The 18,325-nt window shown below is 60.3% G+C and carries 19 protein-coding genes; 8 read left to right on the top strand and 11 right to left on the bottom strand.

Annotated features, from left to right (window positions below; genetic code table 11):
* The first annotated feature begins 20 nt into the window (after positions 1 to 20).
* The gene (locus CHB75_RS06225) at positions 21 to 2,096 is read left to right on the top strand and encodes a ComEC/Rec2 family competence protein (RefSeq protein WP_089269819.1); all 2,076 of its coding nucleotides are present in this window, start codon (positions 21 to 23) and stop codon (positions 2,094 to 2,096) included.
* Here the strand turns inward: CHB75_RS06225 and lexA are convergent.
* The 7 genes from lexA to CHB75_RS06190 all read right to left on the bottom strand — a co-directional run bounded on the left by lexA (position 2,060) and on the right by CHB75_RS06190 (position 7,561).
* Positions 2,060 to 2,755 (bottom strand): transcriptional repressor LexA, encoded by a 696-nt coding sequence (gene lexA / locus CHB75_RS06220; protein WP_089269677.1) that lies wholly within the window; start codon positions 2,753 to 2,755, stop codon positions 2,060 to 2,062. The two genes, CHB75_RS06225 and lexA, sit on opposite strands and share 37 nt — an antisense overlap.
* Before the next feature lie 129 nt (positions 2,756 to 2,884).
* Entirely contained in the window at positions 2,885 to 4,051 is a 1,167-nt protein-coding gene (locus CHB75_RS06215; RefSeq protein WP_089269676.1) for a molybdopterin molybdotransferase MoeA, read from the bottom strand.
* Positions 4,048 to 4,524, bottom strand: a complete 477-nt coding sequence (moaC, locus tag CHB75_RS06210; RefSeq protein WP_089269675.1) for a cyclic pyranopterin monophosphate synthase MoaC — start codon at positions 4,522 to 4,524, stop codon at positions 4,048 to 4,050. The genes CHB75_RS06215 and moaC overlap by 4 nt, the downstream gene beginning before the upstream one ends.
* Positions 4,521 to 5,324, bottom strand: coding sequence for an indole-3-glycerol phosphate synthase TrpC (gene trpC / locus CHB75_RS06205; protein WP_089269674.1), 804 nt, complete (start codon positions 5,322 to 5,324; stop codon positions 4,521 to 4,523). The genes moaC and trpC overlap by 4 nt, the downstream gene beginning before the upstream one ends.
* On the bottom strand, positions 5,321 to 5,974 hold the full coding sequence (locus CHB75_RS06200; RefSeq protein WP_089269673.1) for a uracil-DNA glycosylase: 654 nt from the start codon (positions 5,972 to 5,974) through the stop codon (positions 5,321 to 5,323). The genes trpC and CHB75_RS06200 overlap by 4 nt, the downstream gene beginning before the upstream one ends.
* Positions 5,967 to 6,983: an anthranilate phosphoribosyltransferase gene (gene trpD, locus CHB75_RS06195; RefSeq protein ID WP_089269672.1), complete on the bottom strand. Its 1,017-nt coding sequence runs from the start codon at positions 6,981 to 6,983 to the stop codon at positions 5,967 to 5,969. The genes CHB75_RS06200 and trpD overlap by 8 nt, the downstream gene beginning before the upstream one ends.
* A complete protein-coding gene (locus CHB75_RS06190) occupies positions 6,980 to 7,561 on the bottom strand; it encodes an anthranilate synthase component II (RefSeq protein ID WP_089269671.1) in 582 nt (193 codons plus the stop codon). Before CHB75_RS06190 ends, trpD begins: the two co-directional genes overlap by 4 nt.
* Positions 7,562 to 7,720: 159 nt before the next feature.
* On the opposite strand from CHB75_RS06190, the gene CHB75_RS06185 reads away from it, so the two are divergent.
* Complete coding sequence (locus tag CHB75_RS06185) at positions 7,721 to 7,951, top strand: hypothetical protein (protein ID WP_089269670.1); 231 nt, start codon at positions 7,721 to 7,723, stop codon at positions 7,949 to 7,951.
* A 536-nt stretch (positions 7,952 to 8,487) separates the two neighbouring features.
* On the opposite strand, the gene CHB75_RS06180 is transcribed toward CHB75_RS06185, so the two are convergent.
* Together CHB75_RS06180 and CHB75_RS06175 are read right to left on the bottom strand one after the other, a co-directional pair.
* Positions 8,488 to 9,174 carry a DUF1638 domain-containing protein gene (locus tag CHB75_RS06180; RefSeq protein WP_089269669.1) on the bottom strand — a complete coding sequence of 229 codons (687 nt, stop codon included), beginning with the start codon at positions 9,172 to 9,174 and terminating at the stop codon, positions 8,488 to 8,490.
* 254 nt (positions 9,175 to 9,428) lie between these two features.
* Positions 9,429 to 10,130: a corrinoid protein gene (locus CHB75_RS06175; protein ID WP_089269668.1), complete on the bottom strand. Its 702-nt coding sequence runs from the start codon at positions 10,128 to 10,130 to the stop codon at positions 9,429 to 9,431.
* Between the two features lie 203 nt (positions 10,131 to 10,333).
* On the opposite strand from CHB75_RS06175, the gene CHB75_RS06170 reads away from it, so the two are divergent.
* Positions 10,334 to 11,419: a PA0069 family radical SAM protein gene (locus CHB75_RS06170; protein ID WP_089269667.1), complete on the top strand. Its 1,086-nt coding sequence runs from the start codon at positions 10,334 to 10,336 to the stop codon at positions 11,417 to 11,419.
* Between the two features lie 103 nt (positions 11,420 to 11,522).
* Here CHB75_RS06170 and bmt read toward each other — a convergent pair whose 3' ends face one another.
* Entirely contained in the window at positions 11,523 to 12,536 is a 1,014-nt protein-coding gene (bmt, locus tag CHB75_RS06165) for a betaine--homocysteine S-methyltransferase (RefSeq protein ID WP_089269666.1), read from the bottom strand.
* Between the two features lie 153 nt (positions 12,537 to 12,689).
* Complete coding sequence (locus CHB75_RS06160; protein ID WP_089269665.1) at positions 12,690 to 13,004, bottom strand: DUF1476 domain-containing protein; 315 nt, start codon at positions 13,002 to 13,004, stop codon at positions 12,690 to 12,692.
* Between the two features lie 293 nt (positions 13,005 to 13,297).
* Here CHB75_RS06160 and purC point away from each other — a divergent pair, with 293 nt between their 5' ends.
* From purC to CHB75_RS06135, 5 genes are all read left to right on the top strand, one after another.
* Entirely contained in the window at positions 13,298 to 14,059 is a 762-nt protein-coding gene (gene purC / locus CHB75_RS06155) for a phosphoribosylaminoimidazolesuccinocarboxamide synthase (protein WP_089269664.1), read from the top strand.
* A gap of 89 nt (positions 14,060 to 14,148) precedes the next feature.
* Positions 14,149 to 14,379, top strand: coding sequence for a phosphoribosylformylglycinamidine synthase subunit PurS (purS, locus tag CHB75_RS06150; protein WP_089269663.1), 231 nt, complete (start codon positions 14,149 to 14,151; stop codon positions 14,377 to 14,379).
* A gap of 86 nt (positions 14,380 to 14,465) precedes the next feature.
* On the top strand, positions 14,466 to 15,134 hold the full coding sequence (gene purQ, locus CHB75_RS06145) for a phosphoribosylformylglycinamidine synthase subunit PurQ (protein ID WP_089269662.1): 669 nt from the start codon (positions 14,466 to 14,468) through the stop codon (positions 15,132 to 15,134).
* 35 nt (positions 15,135 to 15,169) lie between these two features.
* Positions 15,170 to 16,951 (top strand): sensor histidine kinase, encoded by a 1,782-nt coding sequence (locus CHB75_RS06140; protein ID WP_089269661.1) that lies wholly within the window; start codon positions 15,170 to 15,172, stop codon positions 16,949 to 16,951.
* A 37-nt stretch (positions 16,952 to 16,988) separates the two neighbouring features.
* Positions 16,989 to 18,323, top strand: a complete 1,335-nt coding sequence (locus CHB75_RS06135; protein ID WP_089269660.1) for a sigma-54-dependent transcriptional regulator — start codon at positions 16,989 to 16,991, stop codon at positions 18,321 to 18,323.
* The last annotated feature ends 2 nt before the right edge of the window (positions 18,324 to 18,325 follow it).

Raw genomic sequence — 18,325 nt, 5'->3', positions numbered from 1 at the left:
TGCTGCGAGGCGTCAACGCCATGATCGACGGCCTTCTGCTCCAGCGTGGACACCTGTTCCCCTGGACGCCGGTTTGCTTCGCAATAGGGATAGGCTGGTACTTTAGCTTGTTGTCGGAGCCCTCGCCTTGGCTTCTCTGTGCGGCCTTTACTTCCGGTATATTGATTCTGTTGTTCAGCCGCTTTCTGGGGGTTTTGGGAGGACCGCTAGCCTGTGGCACCGCCTTGGTGCTTTTGGGGCTGGCGCTCGCTGGGGCACGGACACATCAGGTTACCGGGCCGGTGCTGGCCTTTCGCTATTACGGCCCGATCGAGGGGCGGATCGTGAATATCGACCGCTCTGCCTCGGATGCGATACGTCTGACGCTTGACCGGGTGGTGCTGGAACGGATGGCACGAGAACGTACGCCGGAACGGGTGCGGGTTTCTCTGCACGGTGACGTACCTTTCGACCCAGAGCCGGGAGCGGTGATCATGACTACCGGTCATCTGTCTGCGCCGAACGGTCCGGTCGAGCCGATGGGCTTTGATTTCCGCCGTAACGCCTGGTTTCAGCGCATTGGTGCCGTTGGATATACCCGCGTTCCGGTGCTCTACCTGGAACGTGACAGCGGTGCGTTGCCGATTTTTTCTGCACGCATGGATTTGGCTTCGCATGTACGTGCCGCCATGCCGGGGGAAAGCGGTGCCTTTGCGGCTGCCATCATGACGGGCGATCGGTCAGGTATGGGGCAGGATACACTGCAGGCACTGCGCGACAGCAACCTGGCGCATCTGCTGGCCATTTCGGGTCTGCATATGGGCCTGCTGGCCGGTTTCTTGTTTGCCGGTTTGAGAATCCTGTTTCTGTTGGCGCCCCCGCTCGCCCTGCGATGGCCGATCAAGAAGCTGGCTGCCCTTGGTGCGCTGTTCGGCGCAGCTGGGTATCTGGCGCTATCAGGCGGCAATATCGCAACAGAGCGCGCTTTCATCATGGTCGCCGTTGCGCTGTTCGCCGCGGTGCTGGACCGGCGGGTGTTATCATTACGCGCGGTCGCAATGGCGGCGTTGATTGTTCTGGTGCTCTGGCCAGAGGCGTTGTTGGGTCCGGGTTTCCAAATGTCTTTTGCCGCCACGACGGCACTGGTGGCGGTCTTTGCCCTGGCAAGGGAAGTGCCGGAACGTTGGCGTGCGAAGGGGTGGCTGGCGCCAGTGCTGGCGGTTTGCCTGTCATCCTTTGTCGCGGGGGCGGCGACCGCGCCCATCGGCATGGCCCATTTCAACCAGATGTCACACTATGGGCTGCTGGCTAACCTCGTCTCTGTGCCTTTGATGGGTCTGGTGGTCATGCCGGCTGCGGTTCTTGCGGCGATCCTCATGCCTTTTGGCCTCGACTGGATTGCTCTTTGGCCCATGCGCTTAGGGCTGGACTGGATACTTGGCGTGGCTCACAGCGTGGCATCCTGGGACGGCGCTGTCGGATATGTTGCGACACCCTTGCCGGTGGTCCTGCCGCTGCTCACTTTGGGCGCGCTATTTATCATCCTCTGGCAAGGCCGCTCGCGTTGGCTGGGCGTGTTGTCCATGATTGCGGCGGCGGTTGTGTGGCAGCAGAGTGCTCGCCCCCTGGTGTTGATATCACAAGACGGCGGGTTGGTCGGTGTGATGACCAATTCGGGACGCGCGCTGTCCAAATCACGCGGCGCGGGTTTCGTGGCCCAGAACTGGCTTGAGAATGACGGGGACGGCGCGGTTCAGTCAGAGGCGGCCGCGCGGTGGAGAACCCAAGGCGGACAAGGCATCGCACGCTATGACCTTGGCGGTATAGAGCTGGCGCATGTGCAGGGAAAGCGGGCGCTCAAGCAGTTCAAGGGATGTGACAAGGGCGATATCGTGGTGGCCAGCACTACCCTTCCGGCCTCACTCCCCTGTCTGGTGCTGGATCCGAAAAAGCTTTCGGCGACCGGAGCGATGGCGCTGATCGACGGGTCGGAGGGACTGCAAATTCTGACCGTCCGCGACGTGTCAGGACACCGTCTGTGGCACGGCAGTGGCCAAGCGCCCGCCGCGCCGAACCCACCTCAGTATGTCCTGATCAGACCCACAAGCTTGCCCTGAACCGAAACATCGCCCATGGGAAGACGACGGGGTTCATACGCGGGATTAGCGGCTTCGAGGATAACGGATACACCATCCTTGCGAAAGCGTTTGAGCGTCGCCTCATATCCGTCGATCTGGGCCACAACAATGTCGCCATTGTCAGCCTGGCTGGTTTCGCGGATCACCACTACATCGCCGTCGTTGATCCCGGCATTGATCATCGAATCGCCCTTGACCTCAAGTGCATAGTGTCGGGACGATCCGGACAGCATTCCGCCTGGCACGGCAATCACGGGGGCGGGATCATTGATCGCTTCGATCGGAACCCCGGCGGCAATGCGCCCCACCAGCGGCAGCTCCATCGCGTGCAGGGTGTTAAATGGCATGGACTCGGGCGGAATGCTATCTGGTCGGTCGCCGTCGATCACGCGGGCGATAAAACCGGCGGGTTTTCCAGACATGCTGTCGGGCAGCTTGACGATTTCAATTGCGCGGGCCCGATGTGCCAGTCGGCGGATGAAACCGCGTTCTTCCAATGCCGTGATCAACCGGTGAATGCCGGATTTGGACCGAAGATCCAGCGCCTCTTTCATCTCGTCAAAACTGGGCGGTACCCCGTCGCGACTAACGCGCTTGTTGATGAACTCCAGCAAATCGAGTTGTTTCTTGGTCAGCATGGCGGCGGCCCTCAGTTTTGTTCCGCTTTGTTCTATCCATGTTCCCGTTTTGTGTCAATGGTTTGGCTTAAGCATTTGTCGATTGGGCGCATCAACGTTTTGCCAAAGAGGGCAAAGAAGGGCCGGGGATTACAGTGGGATATAGGCCATGTGATCGCCGACAGGACGCGCAGGGTCACTCGGGGCACGGACCAGCAACGCGTTGGCCTGTCCCAGCACGCTCAGCAGGGAACTGTCCTGGCGATCAAAGGCCTGCAAACCTTGTGGGCCCAGGTGCGCCCGCATGTAATGTTCACGCGGGCCGTTTGGCCCGATGTCCTGTGCCAGCCGCGCAAGCTGTCGCGGCGCGGCTTCTGCGGGAAGGCCCAGCATGGCGCGCACCACCGGGGCGACAAAGACATGGCCGCAGACCACGGCCGAGACCGGATTGCCGGGCAGGCCGATCATCATCGCGTTGCCATAACGCCCGGCCATGAGCGGTTTTCCCGGTCGCATCGCCACTTTGTAAAAGCAACGTTCCAGCCCAAGTTCCTGAGCCATGCGCCCCACGATGTCATGATCGCCAACGGACGCGCCGCCCACTGTTATAATCAGATCTGCACCATGGGTCAGATCCAGCGCCTGCGTCATAGAGGCGACGGTATCCCGCCCGATCGGCAACAGGCGTGGTTCGGCCCCCAACTGCTGCATCTGGGCATAAAGGCCGAAGGTGTTCGACGCGATGATCTGATCGGGCCCGGGCGCCTCTCCTGGCATGACAAGCTCGTCCCCGGTCGAGATCAGGGCCACAACGGGGCGGCGCGTGACCGTGACTGCGGCGATATTCATCGATGCCAGCAGCGCAATGTCATTCGGGGTCAGCCTGCGCGCGGCCTTCATCCGGAACCCGGCGGAAAAGTCGTTTCCAGCAGGCCGGATATGGTCGGATATGTCCAGATTTCGCCCAAGCGTGATGGTGTCGCCGTCGCGGGTCACATCCTCTTGAATGACCACGCGGGAGGCCCCCTTCGGCACAGGCGCGCCGGTAAAGATACGGACGGCCTGACCGGGTGCCAGCGTGCCGCCAAAGCCATGGCCAGCAGCGGATTCACCGACGACGGTCAGAGCCAGCCCCGGCTCGGCACGCATCACCGCATAGCCGTCCATAGCCGAGGCGGGAAAGGGTGGCTGGTCGCGCTGCGCGACCGCATCGGTCACCATCACACGATCCAGGGCGTGGCAAAGTCCAACCGTTTCCGTGCCCAGCGGGGCCACCAGCGCAAAGAGCTGGTCAAGGGCTTCGCCAACAGAAATCATTTTGCCTCGTAACGCCCTGATTTCCCGCCATCCTTGAGGCGAACACGGATGCCGCCTATCTCCATCGCCTTGTCCACCGCCTTAGCCATGTCATAGACCGTGAGGGCGGCAATGTTTACGGCCGTCAGCGCCTCCATCTCGACGCCGGTCTGGCCGGTCGTCTTGACCGTGGCCTCAATCCGCAGGCCCGGCAGATCGGGGTCCGGCGTCAGTTCGACAGCAACCTTGGTGATGGGCAGCGGGTGGCAAAGCGGAATAAGCTCTGGTGTCTTCTTGGCACCCATGATGCCCGCGATGCGGGCGATACCGATGACGTCACCCTTTTTCGCGCGCCCTTCCGTAATGATATCAAAGGTTTCCATCGCCATCTTGATGTAACCTTCGGCGACAGCCACACGAGAGGTCACCGCTTTGTCCGAGACGTCGACCATATGGGCATCACCCTTGACGTCGAAATGGCTGAGGCCGCTCATGCTGCCACCGGATTGGCAAGCAGGCTGCGCGTGGCCTCGATCACATCCGCCTGCCGCATCAGGCTTTCTCCGATCAGAAAACTGCGTGCTCCGTACCCGGCCATATCCGCAAGATCGGCAGGGGTGGAAAGACCGGATTCAGAAATCAGGATGCGGTCGTCGGGGATGTGTTTCGACAATTCCCGTGTCGTATCAAGAGTGGTCTCGAAAGTCTTGAGATTGCGGTTGTTTACGCCAATGAGGGGGGATTTCAACGCCAGCGCGCGATCCAGTTCCGCGCGATCATGCACCTCGATCAGCGCGTCCATGCCCCAGTCAAATGCACAGGCCTCAAGTTCGGCGGCCAAAGCATCCGAAACGCTGGCCATGATGATCAGAATACAGTCCGCCGCCAGACTGCGCGCCTCGGCAACCTGATAGGGGTCGTACATGAAATCCTTGCGCAGCGCGGGTAACTTGGTCGCGCCGCGCGCCTCGGGGAGAAAGGATTTGGCCCCCTGAAAGCTGGGCGTGTCGGTGAGGACCGAAAGACAGGTTGCGCCGCCTGCTTCGTAAGATGCGGCCAGCGACGCCGGGTGAAAGTCTTCACGGATCAGACCCTTGGAGGGCGACGCTTTCTTGACTTCGGCGATCAGGCCGTAGCCTTTGGACTGCGCGGCGATCAGGGCCTTGGCAAAGGGGCGCACGGCGTCGGCGGCCTTGGCGGCCTCTTCGATCGCGGCGTAGGGTGTTGTCGCCTTGTCCGCGGCGATTTCCTGCAGCTTGTAGGCCTTGATCTTGTCGAGGATCGTCTCGGTCATGGGTCTGTCCAGTGTATCGGGCTATCCCCTCTGGCTTTAAGCCAAGCGTTGATCTGCGAAAAGGGGCGAGTGCCGAAAAAACCCCTGTGTGCGGATAGCGGCGAGGGATGTGCCGTCCGAAGGACCAAGTGATCCGCTCCGGTGACGTATTTGGCAAACCCCTGGGCGTTGTTGCCCCAGAAAACAAAAGCGCGGGGACGATCCGACAAGGCAATCAGAACATCACGGGTCAGATGCGTCCAGCCGACCTTGGCGTGGCCAAGCGCTTTGCCTTCTGGCACGGTGAGCGCCGTGTTGAGCAAAAGCACCCCCTGTTTCGCCCAGTCGGTCAGATCGGTCCGCGTGCGGGACTGGCCAAGATCAGATTCTATCTCTTTGAAAATGTTCCCAAGGCTGTCAAGCCTTCCGCCAAATTCCTGTGGAATGGAAAAAGACAGACCATCAGCCTTGCCCGGCGTGTGGTAGGGATCCTGCCCCAGGATCACGACCCTCGTCTTGTCCGGCGGTGACAGGTCAAGCGCGCGAAAGACCAAGGCCGCAGGCGGATAGACCGTACGGGTTTCTTCGGCCAATTTGCCACGGATGACGGGCAGGTCGCGCTGGAAAAAGGGCAGGTGGGCCCATGCTTCCGGCGCCCTGAGATCAGGCATTCTGCGTGGCGCGGGCCAGGGCATCGATCTTTGCGCGGGCGGCACCGCTATCGATGCTTGCTTTCGCCATTTCAACGCCTTGGGGAAGGCTGTCTGCGTGATCCGCCACCACCAGCGCGGCGGCAGCATTCAGCAGCACTGCGTCACGATAGGCCGAAGGTTCGCCCGCAAGCAGCGCCCTGAACGCGGCAGCGTTGTATTCGGGGGTGCCACCGACGATATCCTCAAAGCGGTGGACCGGCAGCCCGGCGTCTTCGGGATGCAGTTCGCATTCCCTGATCGCGCCGTCTTCCAGTGCGGCCAGCCAGCTGATGCCGGTGATGGTCAGTTCGTCGGTGCCGTCCGATCCGTGCACGAGCCAAGCCCTTTCGGACCCGAGCTGAGCCAGCGTTTCCGCCATCGGGCGGATCAAATCGCGGGTGAACGCCCCAGTCAGCTGACGTTTCACACCGGCCGGATTGGTAAGCGGCCCAAGGATGTTAAAGATCGTGCGCGTGCCCAGTTCTGTCCGTACCGGACCGACATGGGCCATTGCCGGGTGGTGCATGGGGGCCATCATGAAGCAGATGCCAACCTCTTTCAGCGCCTTCTCAACACGGGCGGAATCCAGCATCACGTTGATGCCCATCTGAGTCAGCGCATCCGCAGCCCCGGATTTGGAACTGAGGTTGCGATTGCCGTGTTTGGCCACCGGCACACCAGCACCGGCCACCACAAAGGCTGTGGCAGTCGAGATATTGAGCGTTCCCTTACCGTCGCCACCGGTGCCGACGATGTCCATCGCACCTGCGGGGGCGGAAACCTTGTTGCACTTTGCGCGCATCACTGATGCGGCTGCGGAATATTCATCGACCGTTTCGCCCCGTGTCCGCATGGCCATAAGAAGGCCGCCGATCTGGCTGGGCGTCGCTTCGCCCGCAAACAGGATTCCGAACGCGGTTTCAGCCTCAGACCGGGTAAGTGGACGGTCGGCAGCCGTGCCGATCAGCGGTTTCAACAGATCGCTCATGCGGGGACTTTCAGGATATCGACAAAGTTTTTAAGCAGCGCATGACCATGTTCCGAGGCGATGGACTCCGGATGAAACTGTACGCCATGGATCGGCAAGGTGCGGTGCGACAGGCCCATGATCGTGCCGTCCTCAAGCTCTGCCGTGACTTCGAGGCAGTCGGGCAGGGTGTCGCGGGCGACGACGAGCGAGTGGTAGCGCGTCGCTTCAAAGGGCGTGGGCAGGCCGGCAAAAACGCCGCGCCCGGTGTGGTGAATCATCCCCATTTTACCGTGCACGATCTCGTCATGCTGAACGACCTGCCCGCCAAAAGCCTGCCCGATGGTTTGATGACCAAGACATACACCCATCAGGGGCGTGCCGGTTTCGGCGGCGGCTGTTGTCAGAGCAAGACAGATACCGGCGTGATCAGGATCGGATGGGCCGGGGGATAACAGGATCCCTGCGGGGCGCAACGCCATCGCCTCCTGCACGTTCAGGGCGTCGTTGCGGGCAACTTTCACCTCAGCTCCAAGCTCGCCCAGATAGTGGACAAGATTGTAGGTGAAACTGTCGTAGTTATCGATCAAAAGCAGCATCGGTGTTTCTTTTTTGCGGGGCTGGCCTGCTCGGCCCAGGTCGCGATATACATGCACAGGCAGGGGCCACAGCGTCAAGGGGCGCATGGACGCAAGCGGCACGTAGGAGGGGCAGGCCGCCGGGCCAATATGCCTCTGGGCAGGTAGAAGGACAGGAAGATGGCAACATGGCTGTTGTCAGGGGCCGTCTGCCGCGCAGCGTTTGCATCAACCACGGCCATAGCATTGTCGCTGTTGGCCGAGATGCCTTCGGGGTCAGCTTTGCCGATCGAGGATGCGATGCCGAATGGTGCCGCGCCTTATGGCGAGATGCCGCAAGATCCTGGAATTCAGGCCGAAGTGGTCAAGGTTCCCGCGCCGTGGCGAAGAGGCGATTCCCGAAGACAATGAGCCGCTCACCGCCTCCGACGGCGAGCCAGACGTTCCAGTGACATCTTGGCAATAGGTCATCGTAGCTCTGCGTACATCACGTGTTCGGGTTCGCTGGAAACTTCACGGCCCGCCATCAAGGTGCAGCAGATCGCAGGCGCGACGGCCGCAGACACGGTACCCTTGTCGGCAAGGACAGGGCGCTGACCCGCTTTAATGTTGGTGGCCCCAGTCGCCAGTTCTTCCGTTTTTTGTCGATTGTCATGATGAATGATGCGAACGGGCCAATAGCCCCCGGCGCGCTACCGCCATTCTCTGAGAACCTGTTGCACGTGCCTGAGGTTGTCGCTGTGATGCAGCCAGCGGTTATGCGGCATAGACCCATGCGGCGCAATTTTTACTGATGTCGGCTTCAAAGGCGGCGCTGACAGAAAGGGTGCCGGACTGATAATTACAGTTAGATCATGGCCGATTTCTACAAGTTCATCGAAATCATTGTGGGCTGGGTTTTTAGGTTTGCCCCCAAAGGAATCCTTGCTTCTCGGATGTCTGACACCTCAGTCCAGATCCATTTGTTCGGCCCACTGCGCCATTGATGCCTCCAGATCGCCATAGCCAGTTTGACGCCGCTCGAACGCCAGCCCAAGACGTTCTGCATGGCGTTGGGCCAGAGCCGTCAGCGCCGCATCTTCGGTTTGCGCCTGATAGACCAACTTTTCATAATTGCCAAAATACATTGCGCGCAGATCCGGGTGACGATCCAGGCCAAGTGGTTGCCACACAAAAGCATCGAACTGGCGAACAAGAAAATCTGTGAGATAGAAGGCGCTGATCTCGTCGCGCCCGGCAAACGCCGTGGTCCCCTCGAAGAAACTGTAGCAGTGGGGACCGGGTAACATCTCGAGCCCCATTTCGGCGCAGGCGGCCTGCAACAGCCCACCGGTGCCGCAGTCACCATAAAGGACGTGGATGGTCTCATATCGATCACGGTGCCGGGCGACGGCTTCCCGCACGGCTTGTGTGATTTTTTCCGGATGATTGTGGAGGATCGCCGGGAGACAGGTGAGATCCATGTGGTCCCAGCCGTTCTGCGCCTTAAGATCCATGATTTCGCGCGCAAGCGCGCCGCAGCCGATCAGCAGTATGCGACCGGTGCCCCCAGGAGCATGCCCCTGGCGGGTTAGCACCCTGTCGTCGGGCAGGATCGCAGGTCCGGATGAGGCCGTCTTAGGGGTGGCTGTCATCGTAGGGCACACGGCCCAAGGCCCAGCGGGCGATCAGCACGGCGGCCATCAACATGGGGAGTACTGTCAAAAAACCCCAAACTGTCATCGCCCAAACCGTCACTGCGGCGGCGAAGATCACGGCAAGAATCGTCAAAAAAAACGACGTTACAGGCATTCGAATCTCCTCTCACGCTTAATATGGGGTGGAGTGTGCAAAAGAAAAAGGCCCTGCCGTAGCGGCAAGGCCTTATATATGCGGATTCTTGCGACATTTAGCCAGCTTTGGAGCGATTATGCTTGCGCTGGACATGTTCTTTGGCCGTTTCGACCGCAACGGCAGCGTCGCGGCAATAGGCATCGGCCCCGATCGCCTTGCCAAATTCCTCGTTCAGGGGGGCACCGCCGACCAGCACAATGTAGTTATCCCGGATGCCGCGTTCGATCATCGTGTCGATCACCACCTTCATGTATGGCATGGTCGTGGTCAGCAGGGCCGACATGCCGACAATGTCCGCACCTTCCTTTTCGGCCGTGTCGAGATAGTTGTCGACCGGGTTGTTGATACCCAGATCGACGACCTCGAAACCAGCACCTTCCATCATCATCCCCACGAGGTTCTTGCCGATATCGTGGATATCGCCCTTGACCGTTCCGATCACCATCTTGCCGATCGTCGGCGCACCGGTTTCGGCCAAAAGCGGCTTCAGAATGGCCATGCCGCCCTTCATCGCGTTGGCCGCCAGAAGCACCTCGGGAACGAACAGGATACCGTCGCGAAAATCCTTGCCGACGATGGTCATGCCCCCCACCAGTGCCTTGGTCAGCACCTCGTAGGGTTGCCAGCCGCGTCCCAGAAGGATGTTCACGCTTTCCTGGATCTCTTCCTTGAGACCGTCGTAGAGATCGTCGAACATCTGCTGGACCAGCTCGTCGTCGTCGAGTTCCGACAGGATGATTTCGTCTTCGTCAGACATGAAGCGTTCCTTTGTACCGGCGTCGGTCTCGCGCGCGTATGGGCCCTATGACCGCCAGTTTTGGTCGCTTTCGCCCTGCATCAATTGGCAGATTGCGACATGACCGGCGCGTTCCCCGACTTTGACACTGGCCTAAGCAGAGGCGGGGGCGAAATGCAAGCCTATGGATTGCAGATGTTCGCATTATGTTCTAAATATTCTACATGACAGACCTTACCAACGTGTTCCCGCGTAAACACCGGCCCGGACGCGGCGCATCAAGCGCACAAACCGGGCGGTTTGAAAAACTTGCGCGGGTTACCGAGCCGGACGGCTGGGACACTCCCGAGGAGGTGTCTGTCCTGCGGACTGAAGTATCGCTGGAACGCCCAAGGAGCGTGATCAATTATGTGCGCTCTCCGGATCTGCCGTTTGACCGCTCACTCAATCCTTACCGGGGGTGTGAGCATGGCTGCATCTACTGCTTTGCGCGACCCAGTCACGCCTGGCTGGGTCTGTCTCCGGGTCTGGACTTTGAAACCAGGCTGATTGCACGGCCCGAGGCGCCGGATGTCCTGCGCCAAGAGTTGCGCGCGCGTAAATACAGCGTCGCGCCACTGGCCATTGGAACCAATACCGATCCCTATCAGCCGATAGAACAGAGGCATGGCATCATGCGGGCGTGTCTGCAGGTTCTGTCGGATTGCGGTCATCCGGTCGCAATTACAACCAAGGGCACCCTTATCGAACGGGACATCGACATTCTGGCGCCCATGGCGGCGCGGGGGCTGGTGCGGGTAGGGATCTCGATCACGACGCTGGACCCGGTGCTGTCGCGTCGGATGGAGCCGCGCGCACCCGCGCCACGTCGGCGGTTCGAAATGATCCGGCGACTGACCGCGGCAGGGATCCCGGTGCGCCTGATGGTGTCGCCCGTGGTTCCCGCGCTGACAGATCCAGAACTTGAGGCGATCCTGACAGAGGGGCAGGCGGCAGGAGCCGATGCGGCAAGCTGGATCATGCTGCGGCTGCCGCTAGAGGTCGCACCACTGTGGCGCGCCTGGCTGGATGAGCATTACCCCGACCGCGCCGCACGGGTGATGGCGCGGCTGCGTGAAATGCACGGTGGCAAGGATTACGATCCGTCCTGGCATCACAGGATGCGCGGCGAGGGGCATTATGCGCAGATCATCGCGCAGCGGTTCGATCTTACGGTGCGGCGGCTGGGGCTGGATGTTCGCACGGAGCCGCTGCGCCGCGATCTGTTCCGGCGACCGGAAAGTAAAGGCGATCAGATGGAACTGTTTTAGGCGAACTTTGCACCGACCGATCAGGCAGCAGTGGATTTCATGTGCAACTCGACAAAAAGGCCCTCCGAAGGGGGCCCTTGAGTAATTCTACCGGTCGAAAACCTCAGCTCTTGCGGCGGCCGCGGCGTTCGCGCTTGGGTGCCACATCGTCGCCCGTACCATCGTTATCAGAAGAAAACGGCCCTAACGCCTCGACAATCTTTTCCAACGTCGGACGCTCACCCTTGGGCCGCGTCTCAAGCGCCTCGCGCATGGCGCGCAGGTGTTCGGGCATGGTTCCGCAGCATCCGCCGATGATGCGGGCACCGCAGTTGCGGGCCAGGACCGCGTAATCCGCCATCAGCGCGGGCGTGCCGTCGTAATGGATGTGGCCGTCGTGATATTTTGGGATGCCGGCATTTCCCTTGGCGATGATCGGCATCTCGGTGCCCTGAGCGACAAAGCCCAGAACTGTGCGCAGGATGTCCGACGCGCCGGTGCCGCAGTTTGCGCCAAAGGCCAGCGGCGCATTTTCTATCGACGCGACCATCTGTACCATGTCCGAGGACGTGACGCCCATCATGGTGCGCCCCGCTGTGTCAAAGCTCATTGTGCCGCACCATGGCATGCCCGCCAGCTTAAAACCTTCGGCAGCCGCGCGGTATTCCTCGGGCGCCGAAATGGTTTCGAGCCAGAGCACATCGGCGCCGCCTTCCTTGAGGCCTTCGGCGGTTTCATGGAACATCTCGACCGCGAGCGCATGGCTGAGCGTGCCGACCGGCTCCATGATTTCGCCAGTCGGGCCGACCGACCCGGCAACCACGACGGGGCGGCCTGCCTTGTCCGCGATCTCGCGGGCGAGCTCAGCGGAAAGGCGCGAAAGTTCGCGGGCACGGTGCTGCGCGTTGTGCAGCTTGAGCCGTGAGGCGTTGGCGCCGAAGGAGTTGGTGAGGAAGATGTCGCTGCCCGAATCGACCGCGCCGCGATACAGCGCGCGGATCTTGTCGGGCTCGGATTCGTTCCAGAATTCCGGCGGATCTCCCGCGCCAAGGCCCATGTTGAACAGGTTGGTTCCCGTTGCGCCATCGGCCATCAGCCAGTCGTTGGTTTCAAGAAGTTTGCTCAGGGCATTTGTCATGATCCGGGTCCTGTCTGGCATGCGTCCTCGTCGGGTTCCGTGTCCCACAGATACCGCACTTAGGCAAATTCATTCCGCTTGCTTGGTTATGCGCAAGGCAACGGACGCGCGCCCGAGGGGCGCACGCCAACTCTGGCCACCTGCTGGGGTGGCTCAGGCCTCGTCCATCAGTTGCGTCTTTGCGACGATAGAGAATTCCGCCATCTTGTTGCGGATCTCGTCATCGCTGGCCTTGTCGCCCAGATCGGCCGACACCTTGCGGACCACATCCTCGTGCCCGGCTTCCTCAAAATCGGATTTTACCACTTCCTTGGCATAGGCTGCGGCGTCATCTCCGGATTTGCCCAGAAGCTCAGCGGCCCAGAGGCCCAGCAGCTTGTTGCAGCGTGCCTCAGCACGGAACTTCATCTCTTCGTCATGTGCGAACTTGTTTTCGAAGGCATTTTCGCGGTCATCGAATGTGGTCATGGCGGAGGTTCCCTAAATCAGACTGTCTGAGTGAGGATATGACGCCCCAGCCCCTTGCGCGCAAGGGTTGAGGTCCAAAAGTGCCAACGTAATGTGGGCCATCAGGGCAAAGCGGGACACAAGATCAGGCTTCTTCGGCAACCGCGCATCCGGAAGATGTGCAAAATCTGCGTGGAACCGCTGTTGGTGACAGGCATCGACATGGGCGGCGCTTGCGACAGCGCTGCCCATGGACTATGAGAGCCCAAACGGGCGATTTTTCGACCCCTATGCTCCCTACTGAAAGAGACCTCATGGCACGCCGCAAGAAAATCTATGAAGGCAAGGGGAAGATCCTTTATGAAGGCCCCGAGCCGGGCACGATTGTGCAGTATTTCAAGGATGATGCCACAGCCTTCAACGCCCAGAAGCGGGACGTGATTGACGGCAAGGGTGTGCTGAACAACCGCCTGTCCGAATTTTTCATGACCGGGCTGAACAACATCGGCGTACCGACCCATTTCATTCGTCGGCTGAACATGCGCGAACAGTTGGTACGCTCCTGCGAGATCGTGCCGCTTGAAATCATCGTGCGCAACTTTGCCGCCGGGTCGCTGTCCACACGACTGGGCATCGAAGAAGGCACGCCGCTGCCGCGCCCGATCGTGGAATACTGCTACAAGGATGACAAGCTGGGTGATCCGCTGGTCACTGAAGAGCATATTGCCGCCTTTGGCTGGGCCAGCCAGCAGGATATGGACGATATTCTATCGCTTGCCCTGCGGGTGAATGATTTCCTGTCGGGTGTGATGATGGCTGTCGGTATTCGTCTGGTCGATTTCAAGATCGAATGCGGTCGGGTCTATGATGGTGATTTCCAGCGCCTAATCGTGGCGGATGAAATCTCGCCCGATTCCTGCCGGTTGTGGGATATGGAGACAGGTCAGAAGTTTGATAAAGACGTGTTTCGCCGGGATCTAGGCAATCTTACTGATGCCTATACCGAAGTGGCGCGGCGCCTGGGCGTGATGCCCAAGAACACCACGCAGATGGCGAAGCCAACGCTTATCAACTGAGAGAGCGGGCCGGTTGCGGCGTCGTCTCTTTGCATATTTGGAAAGAAAAAAGCAGGGGCGCTTCCCTTGCCACTACCGGAGACGACACGATGAAAGCACATGTGCATGTCATGCTGAAGGATGGCGTTCTGGACCCACAGGGCGAGGCGGTACGTCATGCCCTGGGCGGGCTTGGGTTTGAGGGCGTCAATGGCGTTCGGCAGGGCAAAGTGATCGAATTGGATCTGGCGGAGGGGACGACCGAGGCCGCCGTGCGTGAAATGTGTGAAAAGCTGCTCGCCAATACGGTGATCGAGAGCTATCGCATCGAGATGGCCTGAGAGGCCATCGGTCACCGGTCGCAAGTGCGCCACTATTTAGCCAAAGGTGCCGTTCTGGCGGTGCCGTGCCGCAAGGAGCCAGTTCAATGAAAGCCGCTGTCGTCGTTTTTCCCGGATCCAACTGTGACCGCGATCTTGCCACCGCTTTCCGCAATGCCGGATGTGATGTCAGCATGGTGTGGCACAAGGATACCGACCTGCCTGCGGACGTTGATATCGTCGGCCTGCCAGGCGGCTTTTCCTTTGGTGACTATCTGCGCTGCGGTGCTATTGCCGCCAATTCGCCTATCTGTCGCGCGGTCAAGGCGCATGGGGACAAGGGCGGTTATGTGCTGGGTATCTGCAATGGCTTTCAGGTCCTCACCGAGACGGGGCTTCTGCCGGGTGCGTTGCTGCGCAATGCCGGGCTGAAGTACATCTGCCGGACTGTGCCGCTGACGGTTGCTACCTCGGACAGCGTTTACACGCGCGGTTACAACGCCGGTGACGTGATCCAGGTGCCTATTGCGCACCACGATGGCAACTATACCGCCGGGGCGGATGAGCTGGCCGCGTTGAAAGCCGAAGACCGGATCGCCTTTACCTACAATGCCAATCCGAACGGTTCGGACAGTGACATCGCGGGCATCCTTTCACCCAATCGCCGGGTGCTGGGGATGATGCCGCACCCTGAACGCGCAGCCGAGGCGGATCAGGGAAACACCGATGGTGCGCGCCTTTTCGCCCATCTGACCGAGGCGCTTGCACAGGCATGACTTGAGCCCGGCGTCGCCGCGCCTTAATCTGCGGCATGTCTGAAGACGAACACCTTCTAGCGCGAAATGTGCGGACTCGACGCGACAGGCGTGCGGGGCCGCTAAGTTGGCGTGTGAGATCTGCACTCTTTACGCTGTTCCTTCTGGCTGTCGCAACCGTTTGGGTCACCAACTCGCTTCTTACCAGTCGTTTTACCGAAACGACGCGCAACCGTGCCGAGCTGCGTCTGGCGCTATACAGCGGCAACCTTTTGTCGGAACTGCGCCGCAATGCCATCGTACCGCAGTTGCTCTCGCGCGACCCGGCACTGATCAGTGCGCTGAATTCTTCGGAATACAGCCAGAGTTCGCAGCGGCTGATTTCATATGTGGACGAAATCGGTGCGGCGTCACTTATGCTGTTGGATTCGGATGGGCGCACCGTCGCCGCAACGGACCGGAACCGTCTTGGCGAATCGCACCGCAATGCGCCTTATTTCGTGGATGCGCTACGGTCTAACGCGACGGTTTTCACCACTCTGCAGCGTGAGGCGGGTGGCTATTCCTTTACCTATTCGCGCAGGCTCGACAGCCAGGGCAGCGCCATCGGCGTGATTGTGGTCGAGGTGGATCTGGCCAAGTTCGAACGTGCCTGGGCCGGTATATCCGACGCGGTGCTGGTGACAAATTCCGAGGGAAATATCATCCTTGCCACCGAGCCGCGCTGGCGGGGTCTGACGCCTGCAACTGCGTTGCAGCGTGAACCACCGGACAGCGCGATCGAACGGGCCATTCAGGCGACAGCGGATTGGACGGCGCTGCCGGCCGACGCCTATGTTCAGGGCGAGGCGGTGATGCGCATCGATGGGCGCATTCCGTTCCGCGGCTGGTCCATGACAAGCTTTACCACGTATTCGAGTGTCCGCGAGCGGGTAAACGGCGTGCTGGCGCTGGAAATCATGGGATTTGCGATTCTGGCGGCGCTGGCCTTCTACGCGCTGTCCCGCAAGACCGCCCTCCGCATGGCGCTGTTTCAGAGGGAGTCGGCGGAACTACGCCAGCTCAACCTGCGTCTACAGCGGGAAATCGCCGAACGTGAACGGGTGCAAGAGACGCTTGCCGTAGCAGAACAGACCCTTGCACAAAGCTCCAAACTCGCCGCACTGGGCGAGATGTCGGCGGCCGTGAGCCATGAGCTGAACCAGCCGCTGGCGGCGATGAAGACCTACCTTGCCGGTGCGCGCCTGCTGTTGCGCCGTAACCGCCCGGACGAGGCGCTGTCGGCGTTCCACCGCATTGATGATCTGATCGAGCGGATGGGCGCCATTACCCGTCAACTAAAGAGCTATGCGCGCAAGGGGCAGGCCGAGTTTTCCCCTGTGGATATGGGCGATGCGCTGGCCTCGGCGTTGTCAATGATGGAACCGCAGCTGAAGTCCCGCAAGGTCAAGATCACCCGAATCCTGCCGGATGAACGGGTGCGCGTGATGGGCGACCGGATGCGTATCGAACAGGTCATGGTAAACCTCCTGCGCAACGCGCTGGATGCCACCAAGATGGTCCCCGATCCACAGCTGGACCTGATCCTGGCGAGCGGTGAAACAGCAACCCTGACAGTGCGCGACAATGGGCACGGGATCGAGGATCTGGGTGCCCTGTTTGAACCTTTCTACACCACGAAACAGCCAGGCGACGGTGTCGGGCTGGGGCTTGCCATTTCCTCGGGTATCGTGAACGACCTTGGCGGTAGGCTGATGGCGCGAAATGCCGAAGCGGGTGGGGCTGTATTTGAAATTCAGCTGCCCATATTAAATGACAAGTCCCAAGCGGCGGAGTGATTGACCTGCGTCGAAGCCGAGCGGAGAGAAAGACCAGATGTCCAAGGCGATGAAAATAGCGATTGTCGATGACGAAAAGGACATGCGCCAGTCCATCAGCCAGTGGTTGGCCCTTTCGGGCTATGACACCGAAACCTTTGCCAGCGCGGAAGAGGCGCTTGGCACCGTCGGGGCCGATTATCCGGGAATCGTGATTTCGGACATCCGTATGCCGGGGATGGACGGCATCCAATTGCTGCGCAAGCTGATGGGGCATGATTCCGCGCTGCCGGTGATCATGATCACAGGACATGGCGATGTTCCCATGGCCGTCGAGGCGATGCGGATCGGTGCCTTTGATTTTCTGGAAAAGCCGTTCAATCCGGACCGTATGTCGGAACTGGCCAAGAAGGCAACCAACGCGCGTCGTCTGACCCTGGACAACCGCGCGCTGCGCCGCGAACTGTCCGACGGCAACCAGATGATGCGCAAGCTGATCGGCAATTCCACGGCGATGGAGCGTCTGCGCGAAGATGTGCTGGATCTTGGGCAGGCCGACGGTCATGTGCTCATCGAAGGCGAGACCGGCACGGGCAAGACACTGATCGCCCATGCGTTACATGCTGTAGGGTCGCGCGCGGGCAAGAAGTTCGTGCTGCTGTCCTGCGCGGCAATGGACGAAGACACGCTGATACAGCGCTTGTTCGGACCGATGCAGCCCGACGACATGCGCCTGCCAGCCATTGAAGAGGCGCGGGGCGGGACGCTGGTTTTAGAGGATGTGGAGTCTCTTTCGGATTCGGCGCAGTCCCGCCTGCTGAGTGTGATCAATGATCAGGGAAACCCGCCCGAAACGCGCATAGTCGCCATTTGTAACATGCAGGACGAAGGGCGCACATGCGAGGACGCCTTGCGAGCAAACCTTTATTATCGGCTCGCCGCGCTTAAAATCACCGTGCCCCCTCTACGCCAGCGCGGCGAGGATATCCTGACGCTGTTCACACGGCTGTCCGAGCAATACGCCGAGGAATACGGCTGCGAAGCGCCGCAGGTAAGTGCACAGGAAGCGGCACAGCTACTGCAGGCGCCGTGGCCCGGGAATGTACGCCAACTGATCAATCTGGCGGAACGTGCGGTTCTGCAGTCGCGGCGCGGTTCGGGGACCATTGCCTCGCTGTTGATGAATGACCATGACGAGATGCAGCCGGTGATGACGACCGAAGGCAAGCCGCTCAAGGAATATGTCGAAGCATTCGAGCGGATGTTGATCGACAACACAATGCGCCGACACAAGGGATCCATCGCAGCGGTTATGGACGAATTGTGTCTGCCACGCCGGACACTGAACGAAAAGATGGCAAAATATACGTTGCAGCGGTCAGATTACCTCTGACT

The organism is Puniceibacterium sediminis (assembly GCF_900188035.1).
In the GTDB taxonomy this organism is placed as follows: domain Bacteria; phylum Pseudomonadota; class Alphaproteobacteria; order Rhodobacterales; family Rhodobacteraceae; genus Puniceibacterium; species Puniceibacterium sediminis.
The sequence above is the reverse complement of the archived record's forward strand: the minus strand, read 5'-3'. Positions and strand labels throughout refer to the sequence as shown.